Genomic DNA, 19,477 nt, shown 5'->3' with positions numbered 1-19,477 from the left:
CGGCCGCCTCAGCGACTGCCCCGGCGGTGCGCGCCGGCCGTGACCCCGGTCCGCTCGCGCAGCAGCAGCCGCAGCGACCCGGCGTTCTCGTAGCCGACCCGCCGGGCGATCACCTCGATCGGCTGGTCGGTGGTCCGCAGCAGGTGCACCGCCTGCTCGACCCGCAGCTCCTGGACGAACCGCACCGGTGAACTGCCCAGCACCGCACGAGTGGTGCGCTGCAGGGTGCGCTCGCTGACACCCAGCGCCCGGGCGGCTGCCTTGACATCCAGCGGCTCGGCCAGCCGCTCGCGGGCCCAGCGCTCGAAGGCAGCGACCGTGGGGTCGCTCTGGGCCAGGGTGCTCGGCAGGGTGTGCGCGGTCTGTGAGGGGCGCTCGTCGATCACCAGGTGACGGGCCACCAGATCGCTCAGCGCCGGGCTGGCCCGCCGCACCAGGGTGAGCGCCAGGTCGACGTGCCCGAAGGCGGCGCCCGCCGTGGTCACCCCGTCGGCATGGGTCACCATGGCGTCCCGGTCGAGCCGGACCCGCGGATAGCGGCGGCCGAAGTACGGCGCCAGCCACCAGGTGGTGGTGGCGCACAGCCCGTCCAGCACCCCGGCCTCGGCGAGCAGGAAGCTGCCGGCGCAGGCGGTGGCGATCGGGGTGCGGCGCTCCCGGGCGCGGCGCAGCAACTCCCGGGCCGGGGCCAGGTCGGGGCCCGCCACCAGCTCGATCAGCTGGTCCGGGTCGAACCGCGGCACGGCGGGCACCAGCAGCAGGTCGCAGTCGGCGACGCGCTCGACCGGCGCGACGCTGACGGTGAGTCCGGCCCCGGTGCGCACGGTCGGGGTGAAGCCGACCGTCTCGACCTCCCAGGCGGGCGGCGGCTGCGGCAGCCTGCCGCGCAGCCCGTTGGCGCAGTGCAGGATGTCCAGCACCGCCGTCAGGCCGGAGTCGAACACGCCGTCAAGGACCAGCACACTAACCCGCATGTCGGAAACGATATCGGATGTGTCGTTCCCGCCACTGCGGTGGGTGCCCGAGGAGGCCGTAGCTTTCTGGTCAGCGGCCGGGCGACGCCCGGCGGATGATGCAGATGACGGAGATTGGAGCACCCATGTCGAAGCTCGGATTCCTGGTCCGGTTGGAGGCCAAGCCCGAAGGCGCCGAGGCAGTCGGCCAGTTGCTGCGGGACGCGGTGGAACTGGCCCGCGCCGAGGAGGGCACCGTCAGCTGGTACTCCTTCCAGGAGAGCCCGACCGTCTTCGGCGTCTTCGACACCTTCGACGACGAGGACGGCCGCGAGGCCCACCTCAACGGGCGGATCGCCGACGCCCTTCGGGGGATCGCCCCCACGCTGCTGGCGGCGACTCCCGAGATCAAGCGCACCACCATCCTCGCCATCAAGTAGCGCGCGGGATCGGATACGCTCGGCCTCTTGATCGGCCATCACACAGGGATCAGCTATCTGGGGGCAGGGGGGTCGTCATGGAGACGGATCTGGTCGAGGTGACGTCGGCGGACGAACTGAGGGAGCTGCTGGGGGAGATCACGCCGGCGGCAGCCGACAAGGTGCGGCACGGCCTGCACGAGTACGACAAGGCGTGGCTGGCCGCGTCGCCGTTCTGCCTGGTTTCCACCTCGGCGGCCGACGGCAGTTGCGACACCTCGCCGAAGGGCGATCCGGCCGGCTTCACCCTGGTCCTGGACGACACCACGATCGCCATCCCCGAGCGGCCCGGCAACCGGCGCGCCGACGGGTTCCACAACATCCTCAGCAATCCGCGGGTCGGCCTGCTCTTCATGATCCCAGGCCGCCCCGACACCCTGCGGATCAACGGCCGGGCCCGGATCCTGCGGGATGCGCCGTTCTTCGACCGGATGGTGGTCAAGGGCCACCGTCCCAAAGTGGCGCTGCTGGTGGAGATCGAGGAGGTCTTCTACCACTGCCCCAAGGCCCTGCTGCGCGGCGGCCTGTGGAAGGCGGAGAGCTGGCACCCGGAGGCCGCGCCGTCCCGTGCGCAGATCGCCAAACTCCTGGAGCAACGCCCGGAGGCACTGCGGGAGTTGGAGGAGTACTACGGCGCCCGGTACGGCGAGCAGCTGTACAGCGGTTCCTGACGGACCGTCAGGATCTGTCAGGCGTCAAGAACCGCCGCCACCGCCTCGATCTCCACCAACTGGTCGCTGTAGCCGAGCACCGTGACGCCCATCAGGGTGCTCGGCACATCGTGGTCGCCGAAGGCGTCCCGCACCACCGCCCAGGCGGTCACCAGGTCCTGCTGCCGGCTGGAGGCCACCAGCACCCGGGTGCTGATCACATCCTCCATCGTCGCCCCGGCATCGCCCAGCGCGGTCCGCAGGTTGGCCACGGCCTGCGCGGCCTGGCCGGCGTAGTCGCCGACCGCCACGGTCGCCCCGGTCGCGTCCAGCGGGCAGGCGCCGGCGAGGAAGATCAGTCGCGCCTCGGCCGGCGCGGTGGCCGCGTAGGCGTACTCGGCGACGTCGGACAGCGAGGCGGAACGGATCAGGGAGACGGCGCGCGGCACGGACGGTCCTTCCGAGGAGCGGAGCGGCTGGCCCCGAAGGGCCCAGCGGGTCGCCGTCATCCTGCCAGCCGGCGTGGGCGCGGGCACCTGGTTTTCGCGCGGACCGGGCGCTCAGGGAACGGCAAGTCCCAGGTGCTGCTGGAGTGCTGAGGTGCCGTCAGCGGTGAGCCGCACGGCCCGGGAGGTTCCGATGCGCTGCAGCCAGCCGGTGTCGAGTGCGTGGCGGCAGAGCGCGGCACCCACCGAGCCGGCCAGGTGCGGGCGGCGCTCCGTCCAGTCGATGCACGGGCGCACGGCGGGGCGGCGGGAGCGGGCGGGCCCGGCGGGGGAGGGGACGCCGAGCTCGGCCAGCCAGGCCTCGCCGGTCGGCGTCAGCGCCAGGCCGCGAGTCCAGTCGAGCAGACCGCGTTCCGTCATCGCGTCCATGATCGCCACGCCCAGGGTGCCGGCCAGATGGTCGTAGCAGGTGCGGGCCCGGGCCAGCGCGCGCCGGCGGGAGTCGCCGGACAGCGTGCCGGGCGCCGGCGACGCGGGAGCCGCCGGATCGGCCCGCTCGGCGAGCAGCTCGACCAGCTCCGCCGCCGCCGGATCGGCCAGTTGCAGATACCGGTGCCTGCCCTGTCGGGCCTCGGCCAGCAGGCCGCCGTCGACCAGCGCGTTCAGCTGCTCGGTCGCGGTGGAACGGGCGACGCCGGCCTGCCGGGCCAACTCACCGGCCGTCCACGCCCGGCCGTCCAGCAGTGCCAGGCAGAACGCCGCCCTGGTCGGCTCGGCCAGCAGCGCCGCGAGCGCGGCCAGCCGCCGTGCGTCGACGGGCTGCGCCGCGGATCGCGGGCTCTGGGTGTGCTCCATGCCGCCCATCATGGCCCAGTGACTGTTCGGCCCGCCCCGAACAACGGCACGCCTACGGTCGCCGCATGACAGTCACGCAGCGGTTGGATGGCGCAGTGCGGCCGAGCCACCAGACGATCACCCCGAGCATCCTGTACTTCGGCACGCCCGTCGTGCTGCTCACCACCGAGAACCCCGACGGCTCGTTCAACCTGGCGCCGATCTCGTCGGCCTGGGCGCTCGGCCAGGTGGTGGTGCTGGGCCTGAGCACGGACGGGCAGACCGGCGCCAATCTGGCGGCTCGACCGGAGCTGGTGATCAGCCTGCCCGAGCCGCACCAGTGGCCGCAGGTGGAGCGGCTCGGCGACCTCACCGGCAGGGCGGAACCGCGCACCCACCCGCGCCGGGTCTTCCAGTACGAGCCCGACAAGTTCGCGGCGGGCGGCTGGCACCCGCAGCCGTCGGTGGCGGTGCGCCCGCCCCGGGTGGCGCAGTGCCCGCTGCAACTCGAAGCCTGCGCGCAGCGGGTCGGCACCGACGCCGCCGGTGACTTCCTGATCGTGGAGGCCCGGGTGCTCAAGGTGCATGCGGACCCCCGCCTGGTGGTGCCCGGAACCCAGCACATCGAACCGGGTGCCTGGAGCCCACTGATCTACAGCTTCAGGCACTACTTCGGCCTCGGCCCGGAACGAGGCTTCGCCGACATCTCCGAGACCCCGCGCGGTCGCGAGTAGCGCGTCACGAGCGCCGCGGCGGCCTACCATCAGGAAAAGGGGGCCGCGGCGGCCGTGAGCGACCGGTGCGGCCCAGGCACCGCACCGCACCGCGAGAGCGCACGCAGCGATGGTTCTGTTCGTCGGCACCTCGGGCTGGCAGTACGACGACTGGCGCGGCGTCCTCTACGAACCGGGGACACCGCGCCGGCAGTGGCTTGCGCGGTACGCCGAGCACTTCAGCACCGTCGAGAACAACGCCGCCTTCTACCGGCTGCCGCCACCCGACACCTTCGCCGACTGGCGCGACCGGACACCGCCAGGCTTCCGGATGGCGGTCAAGGCGAGCCGCTACCTCACCCACATCAAGCGGCTGCACGATCCCGCCGAGCCCGTCCAGCGGCTCTGCGCCGCCGTGGCCGGCCTGGGTGACCGGCTCGGACCGATCCTGCTGCAGCTGCCGCCCACCCTGCGGGCCGACCCCGGGCTGCTGGACGGCTGCCTGGGCTGCTTCCCGCCGCGGCTGCGGGTGGCTGTCGAGCCGCGCCACCAGTCGTGGTGGACCCGGGAGGTCCGCTCCGTGCTGACCAGGCACAATGCGGCACTGTGCTGGGCCGACCGCCGGTCCCGCCCGGTCACTCCGCTGTGGCGCACCGCCGACTGGGGCTATCTGCGCTTCCATGAGGGCCTGGCGCACCCGTTCCCCCGGTACGGTAAGCAAGCGCTCGGTCACTGGGCGGCGCGGGTCACCGAGACCTGGCCGAACACCGCCGACGTCCACGCCTACTTCAACAACGACCTCGGCGGAGCCGCCGTGCTCGACGCCACCGCCTTCGCGGCGATCGCCGCCCGCACGGGCCGCACGGTCGCCCCCGTCCCCATCCTTACGACCCGGTGAGGTACCCGTGATCCGCAACCGAGTGATCGTCTCCGGCCAGGTGCAGGGAGTGTTCTTCCGCGACAGCTGCCGCGTGCTGGCCGAGGAGAACAGCGTGAACGGCTGGATCCGCAACCTGTCCGACGGCACCGTGGAGGCCGTCTTCGAGGGGCCGCCGGCCGGCGTCGCCCAGCTGCTCCGGTGGAGCCACCACGGCCCGGAGGGCGCGGTGGTGGAGCACGTCAGCCAGCACGAGGAGACGCCCGAGGGGTTGACCTCCTTCGAGGTGCGGTGATCCCGTCCGAAGGACGGCCGCGCCGAGCCATGTGGTGCGGGTACGGATGACGTTTGGTGACGCGGTGTCATCCGGGCGGCCGCGCTGAGTTGTCGTTCGGCGGTCATCCGGCTTGCCTGGTGCTAGCTCTGCTGCTGCGTCAGTGGTGGAGCCGGCACCATCCTCCACCCCTTGAGGGAGCAAGCATGCCCGCACCACGTCGTCTGGCGCTCACTGCCTCGGTCGCCCTGCTGGCGGCCCTCGGCAGCGCGGCCCCCGCACTCGCGGCTCCGACCCGCCCGGCCACTGGGACCCACCCGGCCACCGCTGCCGACCCGGCCGCGTTGACCCACCCGGCCGTCCAGCAGCTCACGGCGCTCCTCGGCCTCCCGCCGCTCGTGCAGCACCTCACCGTCCACGGGCACCAGACCAAGCCGCGGATCCCGAGTTCGGCACCCGCCCACCTGGTCGGACCGCACGGTGAGGCGCCGGCCAACCAGAACTACAGCGCCAACTGGGCCGGTTACGTCGCCAACGCCAACAGCGGCACCGGCCCGTACAAGACCGTGAGTGCGAACTGGACCGCGCCGACGGCCACCTGCACCAGCCAGGACACCTACTCGTCCTTCTGGGTCGGCCTGGACGGCGACGGCAGCAACACCGTCGAGCAGACCGGCACCTCGGCGGACTGCTCGGGCGGATCGCCGGTCTACTACGCCTGGTACGAGATGTACCCGGCCTACCCCGTGCAGCTCCCCGACCAGGTGCGGCCCGGCGACCAACTCAGCGCGAGCGTCGTCACCGACGGTTCGGGCAGCTTCACGCTCAAGATCAGCGACTCCACCCAGGGCTGGACCGAGAGCACCAGCCAGCAGCTCGCCGGGGCCCAGCTGGCCTCCGCCGAGGTGATCGCCGAGGCGCCGAGCAGCAACGCCGGGGTGCTGCCGCTGACCGACTTCGGCGCCGTCCAGTTCAGCGGGGCCAGCGTCAACGGCGGCTCGCTGACGGCCGCCAAACCGGAGAAGGTCGACATGGCCGCCAACGGCGTGCTCAAGGCCGCCACCTCGGACCTGTCCGGCGGCGCCGACTTCTCGGTGGCCTGGAAGAACGCCTGAACGTGCTCCACCCGCTGACTGGTTGAGCTGCCGATGCGGCGCCGGGGCACGAACGACCGTGCCCCGGCGCCGCGTTGCGGGCGTTCGGCGAGGATCAGCTGTTGCTCAGCTTCTCGGCCTGGTACATGCCGCACGGCGCCGTCTGGAAGTAGCCGGCGGAGACCCAGTACCCCGACGGGATCGGCGAGTTCGCGCAGGCGGTGATGCCGTTGTAGACGGTGCTGAGGCTCCCGCCCAGGTACTGGCCGCAGCTGTTGACCGTGTAGTTGCCGGTGATCACGTAGTTGGCCGGGATCGGCGAGTTGCCGCAGAACTGCATGCCGTTGTAGGCGGCGGTGAGGTTGGCGGCCTGGTAGATGCCGCAGGCCCCGAGCGTGTAGTTGGACGTGATCACATATCCTGACGGGATCGGCGAGTTGCCGCAGATCTGGATGCCGTTGGAGACGGTCCTGATCACCTCGCTGTAGTACTGGCCGCACGGCCCGCTGGGACTCTCCGAGGTGATCACGTAGTTGCCGGGGATCGCCCCGTTGCCGTTCCCGCAGATGGTGATGCCGCTGTACGGCGTGTTGAGCGTGCCGCCCTGGTAGCTGCCGCAGTTGTTGGTGGTGTAGTCGGCGGTGAGCACATAGCCCGACGGGACCGGCGAGTTGTCGCAGATCTGGATGCCGTTGTACGGGAGCTGGATGGTCTCGGTGAGGTAGCCGCCGGTACAGGTGTTGGTGAGTGTCTCCGAGGTGATCACATAGCCGGTCGGCACCGGTTGGCTGCCGCACACCGTGGCCGCCTGTGCGGTGGCGCCGAACCAGACGAGGCCGCCGGCCACCATGGCCAGTACGGCGACCAGCCGGCCCAGCCAAATTCCTGCGAACTTCATGGGTCCCCACTTCTCTCGTCCCGGTCCGGGCGGACCGAGCATGACCTGCCGTCATGGCCGTGCGGTCACGGCTGTCCGGCTCGGCCACCACACTGGGGCGGCGCGGTGCGGCAGCCAACAGCCGCCGCGGATGGACAAACAATCGTGGAAAATCCGCCGCCGCTGACCCGCCGCACCACCCGGTTGGCCCGGGCCGGTCAGGGGCTGGTGCTCGCCCAACCCTGGTTGGCGTCCACGGTCGCCAGCGGGGCGACGGAGGTGCCGCCGGCGGTGCCGAAGCTGACACAGGTCGGGGTCGCCGTGTCGAGCACGACCAGCGGGTTGCGGGGACCGGTGTCGAGCTTGGCGAAGAGCAGCACGGTGCCGCCGACTGCCTGGGCCGGGTCGCCAGGGTTGACGGTCACCGGGTGCCGCCAGACCCACTCGCCCCAGGTGATGGTGGTCGGCACCTCGTCGGTGCCTCCGGTGGGGCTGGCGAGTTGGGCGTACACCTGCCCGGTGTAGGCCTGGGCGTACTGGTAGACCCAGTGGGTGCGCGCCTGGCAGCCGGAGCCCTGGGCGGGCCACGCCGGCGGTGAGGGGGCGGGGACGATCACGACGGAGGGCATCGGCGTCGGCCGGGGGGTGGCCGCGGCTGCCGCCCCCCGGGTGGAGTGGCCCGGCAGCGCGGCGCCCACCGGGATGCCGACGGCCAGCCCCACCGTCAGGGCCGCCAGCATCCGCAGGCGCGGGGGCGGTGTCGGCAGCCCGCGACGCGGCGCGGCAGGTGGTGGTGGCGGCTCGGCGAGGGGCTGCGAGGGTGCGGGGCCGGCGGGAACCGGGGTGGGGTCCTGGGGTGCCGGGTCCGGGGCGGCCGCCTGCGCGATGGCTGCCTGGGTCGCCTCCCAGCGCTCCCGCCACCGGGCCGTCTCGCTGTGTCCGCAGGCGTGCACGAAGGCCTCGACCGTCGGCCAGGTCGGGAACTCCACGCCGCCGGCCGCCTCGGAGAGCGCGGAGATGGAGCGGTGGGCCCGCCGGCTCATGGTGGCGAAGGTGGGGTTCCCGGCGCTTTCACGGGCGGCCCGCAGTAGTGCGGCGAACTCGGCCACCGGGCCGCCAGACATGTCCAAGTCTCGCTGTCTACGGCCCATTTGTGCCCTTTCCGGTCGGATTTCGTGTGCCGGGGCGTACTCTGGCACATCCGAAGGCCGGGCGGAGCAGCGCTTTTCGGCCGACTGGCGGCCGTAGCGCCGGAACGGGGGAGAAAGTCCGACGGCTTAGGCGAGCAGCTTCTCCTTGGCCTTCTGGTACTCCTCCTCGGTGATGGCACCACTGCTCTTCAGGTCGGCCAGCTTGGCGAGTTGGTCAGCATGGCTCGGGGCGCCGCCACCTGCTCCGGTGCCGGCCGCGTCGCGGATGTAGGCCTGGAAGTCCGCCTCACTCCTCTTGGCCTGCTCGACATCGCGTTCACCCATGCTGTGCCCGCGGGCGATCAGGTACACCAGGACGCCCAGGAACGGCACGATGATCACGAAGAACACCCAGCCCGCCTTGCCCCAGCCCCTCAGGTCGTGGCTGCGGAAGATGTCCGTGATCACCTTGAAGAGCAGGAAGAGCCAGACGATCCAGAGGAAGAACTCCAGCATCGTCCAGAACAGATTGAGCAGCGGGTAGTTGTGCATCGTGGGCGCTCCCTCGCGGGCCGGACGAACGGTGCCGTCAGCGGTGCCGCCATGCGGGCGGGATGGGCGGCTGATCAGGGCAGCCGTATTCGCGAGCGTATGACCCGAAGATGCCTTCTGCCCGATTTGTTGCGCCATGGGGTGCCCTACCGGGGGCAGCGGGGCAGCATCAATGTCAGTGCCTGCTGGTAGCGATGAGTCCATGAGCACCATGAGTCCACTGCAGACCGAGCACGCGTCCCCGGAGGAGCTCGCCGTGCTCCGGGCGGCCTTCGCCGTCGACGACGGCGGCGAGTCGGCCCTGGGCTGGGCGGCGGTGCACGCCTTCGAGGCGGAGCACGGCATCGTGCTGCCCGAGCCGTACCGGACCTTCGTCGCGGAGATCACCGACGGCTCCTACCAGGGGCCGCCGGACTACGGGTTGCTGGGCCTGGCCGAGCTGCCCCGCGACTGGGGTGACGACCGGCCGGAGCGGGTCCTGCGCGAGCCCTTCCCGCTGACCGGGCAGTGGTTGTGGGAGGTCGATCCGCGGCCGGAGGAGGAGCTGGAGCCGGTACTCGACCGGGTCTTCGACCATGGCTCGATCGTGCTGGGCACCGACGGCTGCGGCATGTACTGGCACCTGGTGGTCAGCGGCCCGCACCGGGGGCACGTCTGGTTCATCACTGGCGAAGGGGCGCTCCCGTTCGGCGCCGAGTTCGGATTCACCAGCGCCGAGCCGGGCTTCGCGGGCTGGGTGAAGCACTGGGCCGCCGACCAGGACTGGTTCGACGTCAGCTCGGCCGAGGACTGAGCGGACCGAGTGGACCGAGCGGACGGAGGGGGATGGGAGGGCCGAACGGCGGCCGGTGGAGCGTCAGTTCAGCGGCCGGTCCACCACCGCCAGCAGGTAGGACGCCTCGACGGCGATGTCCGCGCCACCCGACCGGTTCCACTCGGTGAAGACGGCGGCCAGGTCGTGGTGGAGCGCGGTCCAGCCGCTGTCGGCGGTCAGGCGGGCCCGTTCGGCCTGCAGGTGGCCCGCCGTGCGGACCCAGAACTCGGCCGCCGCGACCGGTGACGGGAACTCGAAGCGCACCTGCTCGACGGTGCCCGACACCGCCAGCGGCGCGAACAACTCGCGCAGCACGTCGAGGTCGCCCCAGCGGGTCGGCGGCTGACCACCGGGCGCCGGGGGCGGCAGATAGCGGGACGCCGCGCGGTTGGTGGCAGCCATGAAGCCGTCGGGCGTCCAGGCGGCCGAGACGATCCGTCCACCCGGCGCGCAGCATCGCAGCAGCGCGTCGGCCGCCTGCCGGGCGTCCGGGGCGTACATGGCACCGAAGACGGTGACCACGCGGTCGTAGTTGCCGCGCAGCCCGTCGGTGGCGGCCTGCTGCCAGGTGATCGGCAGCTGCTCGGCGCGGGCCCGCTCGGCCGCCAGCCCCAGCAGCTCGGGGGTCGGGTCGGCGCCGGTGGCCAGCGCACCGCGTCGGGCGGCGGCCAGCGCGGCGTTGCCGGTGCCGCAGCCGACGTCCAGCAGGGTGGTGCCGTCCGCCACCTCGGCCGCGGTGACCACCCGGTCCGCCACGGCGGTGAGGTGCCGCGCCATCGCGGGGTAGTCGCCGGCGGCCCAGGTCGAGGTCGAGGTGACGCTGGGCGGGGGAGTGTCGGTCACGGCGGTGCCCTTCTCGGTTGCTGCGGTCGGCCGGAGCCGAGCTTCCTATGGTCTGATGGTCCGTCGGTGGTACAAGAACTGGACCGGACCGGGGGGTGGGACGCGGATGCGGCACGGGATCGAGTACTGCCCGGTGTCGGTGGGGGCGGAGCTGGTCGGCGACCGGTGGACCCTGCTGGTGCTGCGCGAACTGCTGCTCGGCTCCCGCCGGTTCAACGACATCCACCGCGGGCTGCCCGGCATCAGCCGCACCCTGCTGTCGGCACGGCTGCGGCGGATGCGCGCGCACGGGCTGGTGGAGCGCGAGCTCGACGGCGGCGGGCGGCCCGAGTACCGGCTGAGCCGGGCGGGGGCGGAGCTGGAGCCGGTGGTCTGGCAGCTCGGCGAGTGGGCCCGGCGCTGGGCCTTCGGCGACCCGGAGGCCGAACAGCTCGACGGTGGTTGGCTGTTGTGGCGGCTGGGGCAGTTCGTCAAGGTCGCCGCGCTGCCCGTGCGGCGGGTGGTGGTGGAGTTCGCCTTCCACGACCCGGACGAGCTGGGCTGGTTGGTGCTGGCGCCGGGCGAGGTGAGCGCCTGCCGACGGCACCCGGGCTATGAGGTCGACGTCTGGGTGACGGCCGACCAGGCCGAGTTCCACCGCGTCGTCGCCGGCACCGGCACCCTGGCCGCCGCGCGGCGCTCGGGCCTGCTGGAGCTCGCCGGCGAACCGGGTCTGGTGGCCGCCTTCCCGGACTGGTTCGCCTGGCGGGACGGCGGTTGAGCTGACCGCCCGCGGCACGGCTCCGCAGTTCGGCGGCCTGGCCGACGGCCGCCGGCGCAACGCGGAGGGACATCAACTCCTAGGCGAGCGCGCCTACTTGGCGGTCCGGGTGACGAGTGTCACGCCTAGGTTCAAGCCAACCTTGTCTGGATCCTTCACTTCTCGTCCTCGCGCTCTTCATTCTGACGATGTGTCAGGTACGGTGAGTTAGTGAAATATCACATTGCAACGGCGTCGGAGTCTCCGATGTCGTGCGCCGCTCGGTGCCCACTGCTCCGGCGGTCCGCAACTCCCCAATCCCGAAAGGACGATCCCATGTCCCGATCCCTGCTGCTCGCCGTCGGCGCGGCGAGTCTCGCGCTGCTCGGCGCGGCGCCCGCGCAGGCGGCCACCGCGCACCCGGCCACCGTCTCCCCGGCGGCGGCCGGGCAGCCGGTGTGCGCCACCGGCATGCAGTCCGGGCTGGCCACCACGGTGTGCGCCACGGTCTCCGGCGACAGCGTCTCCGTCACCGGTCAGATCGCGCTGGCCGGTCCGCCGAGCGACCCCGCCGGGGCCGGCCCGACCGGCCCCGGCCCCACCGGCCCCGGCCCCAGCGGTCCGGGCTCCGGCGGCTTGCCGGTCCAGCAGCTGGACACCCGGCTGGCCGCCGACGTGGCCGGCGGCGCGAACCTGGACGCCCTCCCGCAGAGCGTGCCCTTCACCGCCTCCACCGTGGTGCTCGGCCCGCTCGACACCACCGCGCCGTGCGGCTCGACGGTGCACGCGAGCCTCGCCGTCTCTTCCTACCCGTGGGCCGCCGCGCCGGTCACCGTGGACGTCTCGGTCGCCTGCTGACCCGCACCTGACGCGGCGTCGCCAGCCGCCGAAGGGCCCCGCCGCACCCGGTGGAAGCGGGTGCGGCGGGGCCCGACACGACGGTACTCCGGCTGGTCGTCATGCGCACCACCAGTGCCCGGCCGTACCACTTCCGGCGGGCCCGGTTCCAATTGGCTCCGTCCAGCTGATGGTTCATAAGATGCGCGCCGTGATGATCACCCGACGACGATTGCCGGGCCGTCCAGCCGCGTTGCTGACAGCCCTGCTGACCATGGCCTTCGCCACCCTGGGCGTGCTGCCCGCGCAGGCCGACAGCCCGAGCCCCAGCCCCACGGAGCAGACCGCGGGCGGCGACGACGCCCCCAAGGTGGACCTGATCCTGGACGTCAGCGGATCCATGGGAATCGCCGACATCGACGGCCGCAGCCGGATATCGGTCGCCCAGCAGTCCATCGACGACGTCATCGACGCCCTGCCGCCGGAGGCCGAGTTCGGCATCCGCACCCTGGGCGCCACCTACCCGGTCAGCGACAAGACGGACGGCTGCACCGACACCAAGGTGCTCTACCCGGTCGGCCACACCGACAAGGTGGAGGCCAAGACCGCCGTCGCCACCCTGCGCCCCACCGGCTGGACCCCGATCGGCCTGGCGCTGCGCGGCGCGGCCCAGGACCTGGGCACCGGCACGGCCACCCGCCGCGTGGTGCTCGTCACCGACGGCGAGGACGACTGCGCCCCGCCGGACCCGTGCGACGTGGCCCGCGAACTCGCCGCCCAGGGCACCCATCTGGTGGTCGACACGCTCGGCCTGGCCCATGACGACAAGGTCCGCCAGCAGCTGCTCTGCATCGCCAACGCCACCGGCGGCACCTACACCGACGTGCACAGCCAGCAGCAGCTGACCGAGCGGCTGAAGCAGTCGGTCCAGCACTCCGACAACAGCTACCGCGCCACCCCGGCGAACGTCACCGGCACCGACCAGTGCGCCACCGCCCCGCTGCTCTCGCCCGGCGTCTACGCCGACCGCGAGAAGTTCTCCGAGCACCGGGTCTACCGGGTGCCGGTGAAGAGCGGCCAGGAGCTGCGCGCCTCGGTGAGCGTCACCCCCGACCGCGCCGTGGCCCGCGACTACGGCGTGCTGCTGCAGGCCACCGACGGCAGCGGCCAGGAACTGGTGCGCGGCACGGACGCGGGCAGCGGGCGCACCGATGTCGCCGCCACGGGCCTGCGCTGGTCCGCGACCCGGAGCGCCTCGCCGACCGCCTCGGCGACCGGCACCACCGGCGTCGCCAGTGGTGACCAGGTGGTCTGCCTGGTGGTCAGCAACTCCTTCGCCGGCCAGCCGGGCGTGCAGACCGACCCCGGACTGCCGCTGGAGCTGACCGTGGACGTCAAGGCGGCCTCGCCCGCCCCCGACGGCCCGGCGCTCGGGCTCGGCCGCGGTTGGATCATGCTGCTGGTGCTGACCGGCGCCGGACTGGTCTGCGGGCTGCTCTGGGGCTGGATCGCACGCTGGCGGATCCGGATCTGGCAGGAGAACTGACGATGCGTAGGACTCGTACTCTGCTGGCCGGCCTGCTGGCCGCCGGCGCCGCCCTGACCGGCGTCGTCACCGCGGCCCCGGCGGCCGTCGCCGACACGCCGGCGCCCACGGCCTCCGCGTCGGCCTCCGGCTCGGCCGCCCCGGTCACCACCTCCGGCACCTCGTTCCTGACCGCGACCACCCTGGCGTCCGGCCAGGACGCCGTCGTGACCGGCTCCACCGGCGACTACCTGTACTGGGCGTTCGGCGCCTCGGCCGGGCAGACCGACACCGTCACGGTGAACGTCACGCTGCCGCAGGCCTCCGACCGGCACGGCCCGCAGACCTGGACGGTGGACCTCTTCGACGGCCTGCGCCGCCGCCAGGCCTGCACCGCCGGCCCGCAGACCGGCACCGCCGACCAGAACACCGGCTCCCTGTCGCTGAGTTGCACGCTGCGGCAGATCCGCTCCTGGGCCGAGCCGTGGTCCGGCGACCCGCTCCCGGGCAGCTACTACGTGCGGCTCTCGGTCACCGACGTGCCGCAGAACGACCTCGGGCTGGCCACCCAGGTGCGGGTGCACGTCAGCGGCAAGGGCGGCGTGGACGACGCCCAGCCGGAGGGCGGCAGCCTCAAGGCGCCGCTGGTGCCGCCGGTCAACCCCGGTGCCACCGGCGCCCCGACGGCCGCCGCCACCCCGAGCGCGTCGGCCGCCCCGTCGCCGGGCGGTGCCACCATCGCGGCGCCGGCCGCCGTCAAGTCCCACTGGTACACCGACCTGTTCTCCGGTTGGAACGACCGCTGGTTCTGGACCCTCGGCGGCGCCGCGCTGGCCTCGCTGGCCGGCGTCGGCGGCTACACCCTGACCCGCCACCCGCGCGGTCACCGGCGCACCGTGGAACGGACGGTCACCCGGGTGTATGAGAGCGAACGGGCCTGACGGACCGCCACGGATGGGCTCGGCGCCGTACGGTGCCGGGCCCATCGTCGTTCCGCTGCTCAAAGGGCGTACTGGGCCAGGCCGTGCCCCAGCGACCAGTCGATCGACTGGTTCTCGGTGAGGGTGACGAAGACATTGCGCGGCTCGGTCCCCGCGTACTCCTGGGTGAGCTCGGCGATCCGGCGGTAGAGGGCCTGCTTCTGGGCGGGGGTGCGGCCGGCGCGCAGGGTGATGGCGATGTAGACGACGCCCTCGTCACGGTGGACACCCAGGTAGTCGCCGACCCGCAGGGTGCCGCTGCTGCCGTCGTGGCTGGTCAGCACCTGGAAGTGGTCGTCGGCCGGGATGCCGATGGCTTCGATCAGTGCTTGGTGCACCGCGCGGCCCAGCGCGTCGAGACGTGCGGCGTCGGCGTGCAGGGCATCGATTCGAACGAACGGCATGGCAAGGCCCCCAGGGGTCAGTCGGCTTCCTCCTCAGCAGTGTACATACCAGTAGGTACAGGAGGTTTCGGGGTGGTCGGCGTCCGGTCGACCGACAGGCCGAGGCAGCTCCAGCTCAGCTGGCGGGGGCCGCTGGGCGGCGGGGCGGGGTGGTAAGTCCCGTCGGAGACCGAGAGGTTGACGATCAGATAGGCCTGCCAGGCCGGCCCGACCCCGGTGCCGTCCCGGAAGACCGTGGTGCCGTTGACCGACCAGTCGACGGAGCCCGCGCCCAGCGTGACCGTCAGGTCGAGCTGGGCGCCCGGTGCGACGCCGGCCGAACTGCCGTCCCAGTAGTGGTAGGCGTCGTGGACGTGGTTGGAGAGCTCCAGGAGTCCCGGGTGGTCGGGGTGGTACTCGAAGACGTCGACCTCGTTGCCGCCGTCCCGCCAGGTCCAGATCGCCGGCCAGGCCCCGAGGCCGGTGGGCAGGACGACGCGGGTGCTGAGCACGTCGCCGGTCTGCACCTGGAACCCGTCCGGACTGCCCTCGGTGGTCAGCAGGTTGCAGCTCCACAGGCCGCCGAAGAACCGGCGGGTCGCGGTGAACCGGCCGCCGGGGCAGTAGGAGCGGTTGAGCAGGTCGAGTTTGTGGTCGCCGAGGTTGGTGGGCCCCATGTTCGGATAGGCGCTGGTCCGACCCGCCGTCCACTGCTCCGGCGAACCGAAGTCCGCCTCGAAGACCACTGCCATGGGTCGCGCCACCCTCTCCGGAAAACCGTTGCACGGTGTGGTTTCCCGGGCGCGGTGCGTGAAAACCGTTCGCCGTGCCGACTGCGTGAGAAGTCGGCGAACGATCCGTCAGGCGCGGTCCTGGAGGGTGTGCGCCCGCAGCGCCGCCAGTAGCGGCAGGATGTCCTCCCCGGTGTCGCTCTGACTGACCGCCACGATCGCCGACATCACGGTGCGGCCGATGTGGCCGGCCGCCGCCGGACTGCTGTCGGCGGTGTCGCCCCACACCTCCAGGGCGTCGCCGAGCACCTCGCTCAGCCGGTAGATCGCGTTGTCCCGCATCCGCTCGGTCAGCTCCGGCATCTCCTCGGGCGCGGCGGTGCCACCGCTGAAGGCGATGGTCAGCAGCGCGCGCAGGGTGCGGTGGCCGTAGTCGGCGAGCAGGACGGGCAGCGGCTGCTCGTACTCCTCGGCGGCGCCGAGCGCCTCCAGGGCCTGGTCGTCATGGCGCCAGGAGGCCTCCAGGGCCGCCAGGGCGCGCAGGGTCTCGTCCCGGGTCAGTTCCATTCCGTCGTCCGTCATGCCTCGCTCCCCATCTCACTGTCCGTCATGCTTCGCAACGGTACGCACTTGTCGGGTCGATGGGGGTGGAAAGTCGGCCGGGTCACCGTTGAGCGTGACGTCTACGGCCGGGTTGGGGGCAATGCTGTCGAATCGGGCCTATCCTTGGGCCGACTCGTGCTGATGGACGGTCAGCTCCGATGGCCGGGCAGGTGTACGAGTTGGGGTGTGTTTCACCAGACGTTCACTCAAGTTTACGAATACTTGGGTTCAACGCGGGTAGATCGCGCGCCAGCATCATGTGTCATGACGATTTGGGGAACCAGCCGGCTCCGCCGGAACGGCACCGGGGTGCGCCCGCGGTCGGTCGCGGCGGGCCTGGCCGCCGCGCTGGCGGCGGCCGCACTGGTCGGCAGCACCGCCGGCCCGGCAGCGGCGAACTCGCACGACTTCCACACACCGAAGATCAAGCACGTGTGGACCATCATGCTGGAGAACAAGTCCTACGAGGCTTCGTTCACCGGTCTCAACCAGAACAGCTACCTGTGGAAGACGCTGCCGCAGTACGGCGAGCTGCTCCGCCAGTACTACGGCACCGGCCACTACAGCCTGGACAACTACATCAGCGCGGTCAGCGGCCAGGCGCCCGCCCCCGCCACCCAGAACGACTGCCCGCAGTACACCAACGTCGCCCCGGGCACCCCCGCGGCCGACGGCCAGGTGCACGCCAACTCGGGCTGCGTCTACCCCGACTCGGTGGGCACGCTCTTCAACCAGCTGGATGCCAAGCACCTCAGCTGGAAGGCCTACATGCAGGACATGGGCAACACCGACGGCCGTGAGGACCCGTACCACTGCGGCATCCCGGGCGACCCGTCCGGCGCCGGCGTGGCGGACCCGGGCGGCGCCACCGCCCAGGACCAGTACGTGCCCAAGCACAACCCGGCCGCCTGGTTCCACTCGATCATCGACCACCCCAACGACTGCGCCAACGTCGTCCCGCTGAACGGCCGCGCCGCGCAGCCGGGCCACGACGCGATCAGCAGCCTGGCCGACGACCTGAAGAGCGAGAAGACCACCCCGGCCTTCTCCTGGATCACGCCCGACAACTGCTCGGACGCGCACGACTCCACCTGCAAGGGCGACAACCTCTCCGGGGACCCGAACAACCACCAGGGCGGCCTGTACGCCTCGGACCTGTTCCTGCAGAAGGTGATCCCCGAGATCATGGCCTCGCCGGCCTTCCAGGACGGCGGCCTGATCGACATCACCTTCGACGAGGCCTTCCCGCCCTACAAGCTGTACGGCAACTCCACCGCCGACTACCAGGGCAACTCCGACCCGAGCCTCAACACCCCGACCGACACCGCCCAGTCGGTCGTGGCCTGCTGCAACGAGCTGCCCGGCCCCAACGTCACCCAGCCCGGTGACCAGGCCTTCGGTCAGGACACCACCCCCGGTGGCGGCATCACCGGTTCGCTGCTGATCTCGCGCTACATCAAGCCGGGCACCATCAGCGACCAGCCGTACAACCACTACTCGTGGCTGCGCAGCATGGAGGACCTGTTCAAGATCGAGCACGGCGGCACCGACGGCCACGGCCACCTCGGCTACGCCGGCATGCCGGGCCTGCGCCCGTTCGGCCCGGACGTCTACAACAACCCGAGCGGCAAGGCCATGCAGCCCGCCGCGATGGGCAGCAACGGCGTCTACTCGGCCACCGCGACGGCGGCGAACAAGCAGTCGGCCGACGTCCAGCCCGACTTCACCGGGCCGAACGCGGCGACCGACAGCCTGAAGCCGGGAGCCGGCAAGTGAGTCTGAGCACCACCAGCCGGAGCCGCGCCCACCACGGGCGCGGCTTCGGCCGCGGCCGGGCGGCCGCTCTGCTGCTGGTCCTGGCCGGACTGACGGCGTCCTGCGGCGGCCAGAACACGCCGCAGAACCTCGGCGCGGTGCCGATCCCGAGCACCCCCGCCTCGGCGGCGCCGGTCACCGCCGGCCCCGGGCACGCCCAACTGGTCGCCATCGGCGACCCCGTCCACCTCGACCTGGGCAGCCAGCAGGGCCAGATCACCGCCACCGGGCCCGACTTGGCGGTCACCGGCCCCGCGGCGGGCGGCAAGCCGCCGGAGCAGTCCAAGGGCACCGTCACCGTGGTGCTCAAGGTCGCCGACGGCAGCCGCTCGCTGGACCCCGCCGACCTGAGCGCCACCGACGAACTCGGCAAGCCGATCGCCCTCGCCGCCGACGCCGCCGCTGTCACCGCCACCCCCGGGCACGACGCCACCCTGCACCTGTCCGGCACCTTCGCCGCCGGGCACGCCACGCTCAGCTGGAACGCCGCCGGCAAGCCGCTCGCCACCTGGGACTTCGAGGTCGAGCTGGACTGAGCAGGTCGCGACAGCTGGCGGTGCGTCAGGTGTTCGTGTGCGGCCGGTAGGGTGGAGTCGCCACGATGGCGATGCGACCTTCCGGGAGGGGAAATCATGGCGGTCCTGCTGATAGGGCTGGGCTTCTTCATGGCGGTGCTGCTGCTGGCGGCACTGCGCCCGGCCCTGCGGCCGGAAGCGGGGCCGGCCGGGCTGCTGCAGGCCGTCGGTGGCGTGCTGCTGGTGGCCGCCGTGGGCGTCTGGGTCTACCTGCGGCTCGGCGACCTCGCCCCGCTCGGCGACGTCGGCCGGCCCACCGAGCTCTACCAGGCCGGGCTCGGCTCGGGCCTGGGCCTCGCCGTGGTGGTCGCGGCCTGGTGGCGCCGCGAGCAGCAGGGCGAACCGGGGGAGTAACAGGGCGAACCGGGGGTGTAGCAGCGGCACTTGCGGGATGCTCCTATGGATGTCAAGCGGCTTCAGTGAGGTCGCTTTGAGTGGTTTGGTGGCTGGTGTCGGAGCGCATCGATCGCTGCAGGACGCGGTAGACCTCGCGGGCGATGTGGCGTTTCAGGCAGCGCATGATGTCCTTCTTGGCGAGGCCTTCGGTCGTGCGCCGTTCGACGTAGGCGCGGGTGCGTTCGTCCCAGCGCATGCGGGACACGACGATCGTGTGCAGGGCGTGGTTGGCGGCGCGGTCGCCGCCGCGGTTGAGCCGGTAGCGGTCCCGTCGCCCGGACGAGGCGGGTATGGGCGCGACGCCGCACAGGTGCGCGAACGCGGCCTCGGAGTGCAGCCGGTCGGGGTTGTCTCCGG

General features: G+C 72.1%; 25 protein-coding genes. 14 read left to right on the top strand and 11 right to left on the bottom strand.

The window, feature by feature from the left end:
- Positions 1-8 precede the first annotated feature (8 nt).
- The gene (locus tag P3T35_RS27450) at positions 9-974 is read right to left on the bottom strand and encodes a helix-turn-helix domain-containing protein (protein WP_101378718.1); all 966 of its coding nucleotides are present in this window, start codon (positions 972-974) and stop codon (positions 9-11) included.
- A gap of 125 nt (positions 975-1,099) precedes the next feature.
- Between P3T35_RS27450 and P3T35_RS27445 the strand changes: the two genes are divergently transcribed.
- Positions 1,100-1,393, top strand: coding sequence for an antibiotic biosynthesis monooxygenase (locus P3T35_RS27445; RefSeq protein WP_101378717.1), 294 nt, complete (start codon positions 1,100-1,102; stop codon positions 1,391-1,393).
- Between the two features lie 77 nt (positions 1,394-1,470).
- The gene (locus tag P3T35_RS27440; protein WP_101378716.1) at positions 1,471-2,103 is read left to right on the top strand and encodes a pyridoxamine 5'-phosphate oxidase family protein; all 633 of its coding nucleotides are present in this window, start codon (positions 1,471-1,473) and stop codon (positions 2,101-2,103) included.
- A 17-nt stretch (positions 2,104-2,120) separates the two neighbouring features.
- Here P3T35_RS27440 and P3T35_RS27435 read toward each other — a convergent pair whose 3' ends face one another.
- A complete protein-coding gene (locus P3T35_RS27435; protein ID WP_101378715.1) occupies positions 2,121-2,531 on the bottom strand; it encodes a RidA family protein in 411 nt (136 codons plus the stop codon).
- 111 nt (positions 2,532-2,642) lie between these two features.
- Complete coding sequence (locus P3T35_RS27430) at positions 2,643-3,383, bottom strand: winged helix-turn-helix domain-containing protein (RefSeq protein WP_101378714.1); 741 nt, start codon at positions 3,381-3,383, stop codon at positions 2,643-2,645.
- A 65-nt stretch (positions 3,384-3,448) separates the two neighbouring features.
- Between P3T35_RS27430 and P3T35_RS27425 the strand changes: the two genes are divergently transcribed.
- The 4 genes from P3T35_RS27425 to P3T35_RS27410 all read left to right on the top strand — a co-directional run bounded on the left by P3T35_RS27425 (position 3,449) and on the right by P3T35_RS27410 (position 6,341).
- Positions 3,449-4,096: a flavin reductase family protein gene (locus P3T35_RS27425; RefSeq protein ID WP_101378713.1), complete on the top strand. Its 648-nt coding sequence runs from the start codon at positions 3,449-3,451 to the stop codon at positions 4,094-4,096.
- A gap of 109 nt (positions 4,097-4,205) precedes the next feature.
- Complete coding sequence (locus P3T35_RS27420; RefSeq protein WP_101378712.1) at positions 4,206-4,973, top strand: DUF72 domain-containing protein; 768 nt, start codon at positions 4,206-4,208, stop codon at positions 4,971-4,973.
- Between the two features lie 7 nt (positions 4,974-4,980).
- On the top strand, positions 4,981-5,247 hold the full coding sequence (locus P3T35_RS27415) for an acylphosphatase (RefSeq protein ID WP_180356293.1): 267 nt from the start codon (positions 4,981-4,983) through the stop codon (positions 5,245-5,247).
- A gap of 185 nt (positions 5,248-5,432) precedes the next feature.
- On the top strand, positions 5,433-6,341 hold the full coding sequence (locus P3T35_RS27410; protein WP_101378711.1) for a G1 family glutamic endopeptidase: 909 nt from the start codon (positions 5,433-5,435) through the stop codon (positions 6,339-6,341).
- Between the two features lie 94 nt (positions 6,342-6,435).
- On the opposite strand, the gene P3T35_RS27405 is transcribed toward P3T35_RS27410, so the two are convergent.
- The 3 genes from P3T35_RS27405 to P3T35_RS27395 all read right to left on the bottom strand — a co-directional run bounded on the left by P3T35_RS27405 (position 6,436) and on the right by P3T35_RS27395 (position 8,879).
- A complete protein-coding gene (locus tag P3T35_RS27405) occupies positions 6,436-7,218 on the bottom strand; it encodes a hypothetical protein (RefSeq protein WP_101378710.1) in 783 nt (260 codons plus the stop codon).
- A 197-nt stretch (positions 7,219-7,415) separates the two neighbouring features.
- Positions 7,416-8,321, bottom strand: coding sequence for a helix-turn-helix transcriptional regulator (locus tag P3T35_RS27400; protein ID WP_101378709.1), 906 nt, complete (start codon positions 8,319-8,321; stop codon positions 7,416-7,418).
- A gap of 153 nt (positions 8,322-8,474) precedes the next feature.
- Complete coding sequence (locus tag P3T35_RS27395; RefSeq protein ID WP_101378708.1) at positions 8,475-8,879, bottom strand: SHOCT domain-containing protein; 405 nt, start codon at positions 8,877-8,879, stop codon at positions 8,475-8,477.
- 211 nt (positions 8,880-9,090) lie between these two features.
- On the opposite strand from P3T35_RS27395, the gene P3T35_RS27390 reads away from it, so the two are divergent.
- Entirely contained in the window at positions 9,091-9,672 is a 582-nt protein-coding gene (locus P3T35_RS27390) for an SMI1/KNR4 family protein (protein ID WP_180356844.1), read from the top strand.
- Positions 9,673-9,735: 63 nt separating this feature from the next.
- On the opposite strand, the gene P3T35_RS27385 is transcribed toward P3T35_RS27390, so the two are convergent.
- On the bottom strand, positions 9,736-10,536 hold the full coding sequence (locus P3T35_RS27385) for a class I SAM-dependent methyltransferase (RefSeq protein WP_101378707.1): 801 nt from the start codon (positions 10,534-10,536) through the stop codon (positions 9,736-9,738).
- Positions 10,537-10,642: 106 nt separating this feature from the next.
- On the opposite strand from P3T35_RS27385, the gene P3T35_RS27380 reads away from it, so the two are divergent.
- The 4 genes from P3T35_RS27380 to P3T35_RS27365 all read left to right on the top strand — a co-directional run bounded on the left by P3T35_RS27380 (position 10,643) and on the right by P3T35_RS27365 (position 14,578).
- Positions 10,643-11,296: a helix-turn-helix domain-containing protein gene (locus P3T35_RS27380; RefSeq protein ID WP_180356292.1), complete on the top strand. Its 654-nt coding sequence runs from the start codon at positions 10,643-10,645 to the stop codon at positions 11,294-11,296.
- A 315-nt stretch (positions 11,297-11,611) separates the two neighbouring features.
- Positions 11,612-12,133, top strand: coding sequence for a hypothetical protein (locus P3T35_RS27375; RefSeq protein WP_180356291.1), 522 nt, complete (start codon positions 11,612-11,614; stop codon positions 12,131-12,133).
- Positions 12,134-12,314: 181 nt separating this feature from the next.
- Positions 12,315-13,658 carry a VWA domain-containing protein gene (locus P3T35_RS27370; protein ID WP_280708143.1) on the top strand — a complete coding sequence of 448 codons (1,344 nt, stop codon included), beginning with the start codon at positions 12,315-12,317 and terminating at the stop codon, positions 13,656-13,658.
- A gap of 2 nt (positions 13,659-13,660) precedes the next feature.
- A complete protein-coding gene (locus tag P3T35_RS27365) occupies positions 13,661-14,578 on the top strand; it encodes a peptidase (protein WP_101378703.1) in 918 nt (305 codons plus the stop codon).
- A gap of 59 nt (positions 14,579-14,637) precedes the next feature.
- Here the strand turns inward: P3T35_RS27365 and P3T35_RS27360 are convergent, their stop codons facing one another.
- The 3 genes from P3T35_RS27360 to P3T35_RS27350 form a co-directional block, all read right to left on the bottom strand.
- On the bottom strand, positions 14,638-15,021 hold the full coding sequence (locus P3T35_RS27360) for a tautomerase family protein (RefSeq protein WP_101378702.1): 384 nt from the start codon (positions 15,019-15,021) through the stop codon (positions 14,638-14,640).
- Positions 15,022-15,038: 17 nt separating this feature from the next.
- A complete protein-coding gene (locus P3T35_RS27355; RefSeq protein ID WP_180356290.1) occupies positions 15,039-15,752 on the bottom strand; it encodes a beta-glucanase in 714 nt (237 codons plus the stop codon).
- Positions 15,753-15,860: 108 nt separating this feature from the next.
- On the bottom strand, positions 15,861-16,313 hold the full coding sequence (locus P3T35_RS27350) for a hypothetical protein (protein ID WP_101378701.1): 453 nt from the start codon (positions 16,311-16,313) through the stop codon (positions 15,861-15,863).
- Between the two features lie 285 nt (positions 16,314-16,598).
- On the opposite strand from P3T35_RS27350, the gene P3T35_RS27345 reads away from it, so the two are divergent.
- The 3 genes from P3T35_RS27345 to P3T35_RS27335 all read left to right on the top strand — a co-directional run bounded on the left by P3T35_RS27345 (position 16,599) and on the right by P3T35_RS27335 (position 19,078).
- Entirely contained in the window at positions 16,599-18,110 is a 1,512-nt protein-coding gene (locus P3T35_RS27345) for an alkaline phosphatase family protein (protein ID WP_180356289.1), read from the top strand.
- Complete coding sequence (locus P3T35_RS27340) at positions 18,107-18,685, top strand: hypothetical protein (protein ID WP_101378700.1); 579 nt, start codon at positions 18,107-18,109, stop codon at positions 18,683-18,685. Before P3T35_RS27345 ends, P3T35_RS27340 begins: the two co-directional genes overlap by 4 nt.
- Positions 18,686-18,781: 96 nt before the next feature.
- Entirely contained in the window at positions 18,782-19,078 is a 297-nt protein-coding gene (locus P3T35_RS27335; protein ID WP_101378699.1) for a hypothetical protein, read from the top strand.
- 52 nt (positions 19,079-19,130) lie between these two features.
- Here P3T35_RS27335 and P3T35_RS27330 read toward each other — a convergent pair.
- A partial coding sequence (locus tag P3T35_RS27330; protein WP_280708138.1) for a transposase occupies positions 19,131-19,477 on the bottom strand: 347 nt, incomplete at its 5' end.

Origin of the sequence: Kitasatospora sp. GP30, assembly GCF_029892145.1 — a bacterium.
Classification (GTDB): domain Bacteria; phylum Actinomycetota; class Actinomycetes; order Streptomycetales; family Streptomycetaceae; genus Kitasatospora; species Kitasatospora acidiphila.
Note: the sequence above shows the minus strand (reverse complement) of the source record. Positions and strands in the feature narration are given on the sequence as shown.

Excerpts from the sequence above, each read along its gene's own strand:
- P3T35_RS27410 (WP_101378711.1), top strand. The coding sequence starts at position 5,433 with ATGCCCGCACCACGTCGTCTGGCGCTCACTGCCTCGGTCGCCCTGCTG.
- P3T35_RS27425 (WP_101378713.1), top strand. The coding sequence starts at position 3,449 with ATGACAGTCACGCAGCGGTTGGATGGCGCAGTGCGGCCGAGCCACCAG.
- P3T35_RS27335 (WP_101378699.1), top strand. The coding sequence starts at position 18,782 with ATGGCGGTCCTGCTGATAGGGCTGGGCTTCTTCATGGCGGTGCTGCTG.
- P3T35_RS27355 (WP_180356290.1), bottom strand. The coding sequence starts at position 15,752 with ATGGCAGTGGTCTTCGAGGCGGACTTCGGTTCGCCGGAGCAGTGGACG.
- P3T35_RS27450 (WP_101378718.1), bottom strand. The coding sequence starts at position 974 with ATGCGGGTTAGTGTGCTGGTCCTTGACGGCGTGTTCGACTCCGGCCTG.
- P3T35_RS27390 (WP_180356844.1), top strand. The coding sequence starts at position 9,091 with ATGAGTCCACTGCAGACCGAGCACGCGTCCCCGGAGGAGCTCGCCGTG.
- P3T35_RS27400 (WP_101378709.1), bottom strand. The coding sequence starts at position 8,321 with ATGTCTGGCGGCCCGGTGGCCGAGTTCGCCGCACTACTGCGGGCCGCC.
- P3T35_RS27345 (WP_180356289.1), top strand. The coding sequence starts at position 16,599 with ATGACGATTTGGGGAACCAGCCGGCTCCGCCGGAACGGCACCGGGGTG.
- P3T35_RS27365 (WP_101378703.1), top strand. The coding sequence starts at position 13,661 with ATGCGTAGGACTCGTACTCTGCTGGCCGGCCTGCTGGCCGCCGGCGCC.
- P3T35_RS27370 (WP_280708143.1), top strand. The coding sequence starts at position 12,315 with ATGCGCGCCGTGATGATCACCCGACGACGATTGCCGGGCCGTCCAGCC.
- P3T35_RS27360 (WP_101378702.1), bottom strand. The coding sequence starts at position 15,021 with ATGCCGTTCGTTCGAATCGATGCCCTGCACGCCGACGCCGCACGTCTC.
- P3T35_RS27430 (WP_101378714.1), bottom strand. The coding sequence starts at position 3,383 with ATGGAGCACACCCAGAGCCCGCGATCCGCGGCGCAGCCCGTCGACGCA.
- P3T35_RS27405 (WP_101378710.1), bottom strand. The coding sequence starts at position 7,218 with ATGAAGTTCGCAGGAATTTGGCTGGGCCGGCTGGTCGCCGTACTGGCC.
- P3T35_RS27445 (WP_101378717.1), top strand. The coding sequence starts at position 1,100 with ATGTCGAAGCTCGGATTCCTGGTCCGGTTGGAGGCCAAGCCCGAAGGC.
- P3T35_RS27440 (WP_101378716.1), top strand. The coding sequence starts at position 1,471 with ATGGAGACGGATCTGGTCGAGGTGACGTCGGCGGACGAACTGAGGGAG.
- P3T35_RS27375 (WP_180356291.1), top strand. The coding sequence starts at position 11,612 with ATGTCCCGATCCCTGCTGCTCGCCGTCGGCGCGGCGAGTCTCGCGCTG.
- P3T35_RS27420 (WP_101378712.1), top strand. The coding sequence starts at position 4,206 with ATGGTTCTGTTCGTCGGCACCTCGGGCTGGCAGTACGACGACTGGCGC.
- P3T35_RS27380 (WP_180356292.1), top strand. The coding sequence starts at position 10,643 with ATGCGGCACGGGATCGAGTACTGCCCGGTGTCGGTGGGGGCGGAGCTG.
- P3T35_RS27395 (WP_101378708.1), bottom strand. The coding sequence starts at position 8,879 with ATGCACAACTACCCGCTGCTCAATCTGTTCTGGACGATGCTGGAGTTC.
- P3T35_RS27350 (WP_101378701.1), bottom strand. The coding sequence starts at position 16,313 with ATGACGGACGACGGAATGGAACTGACCCGGGACGAGACCCTGCGCGCC.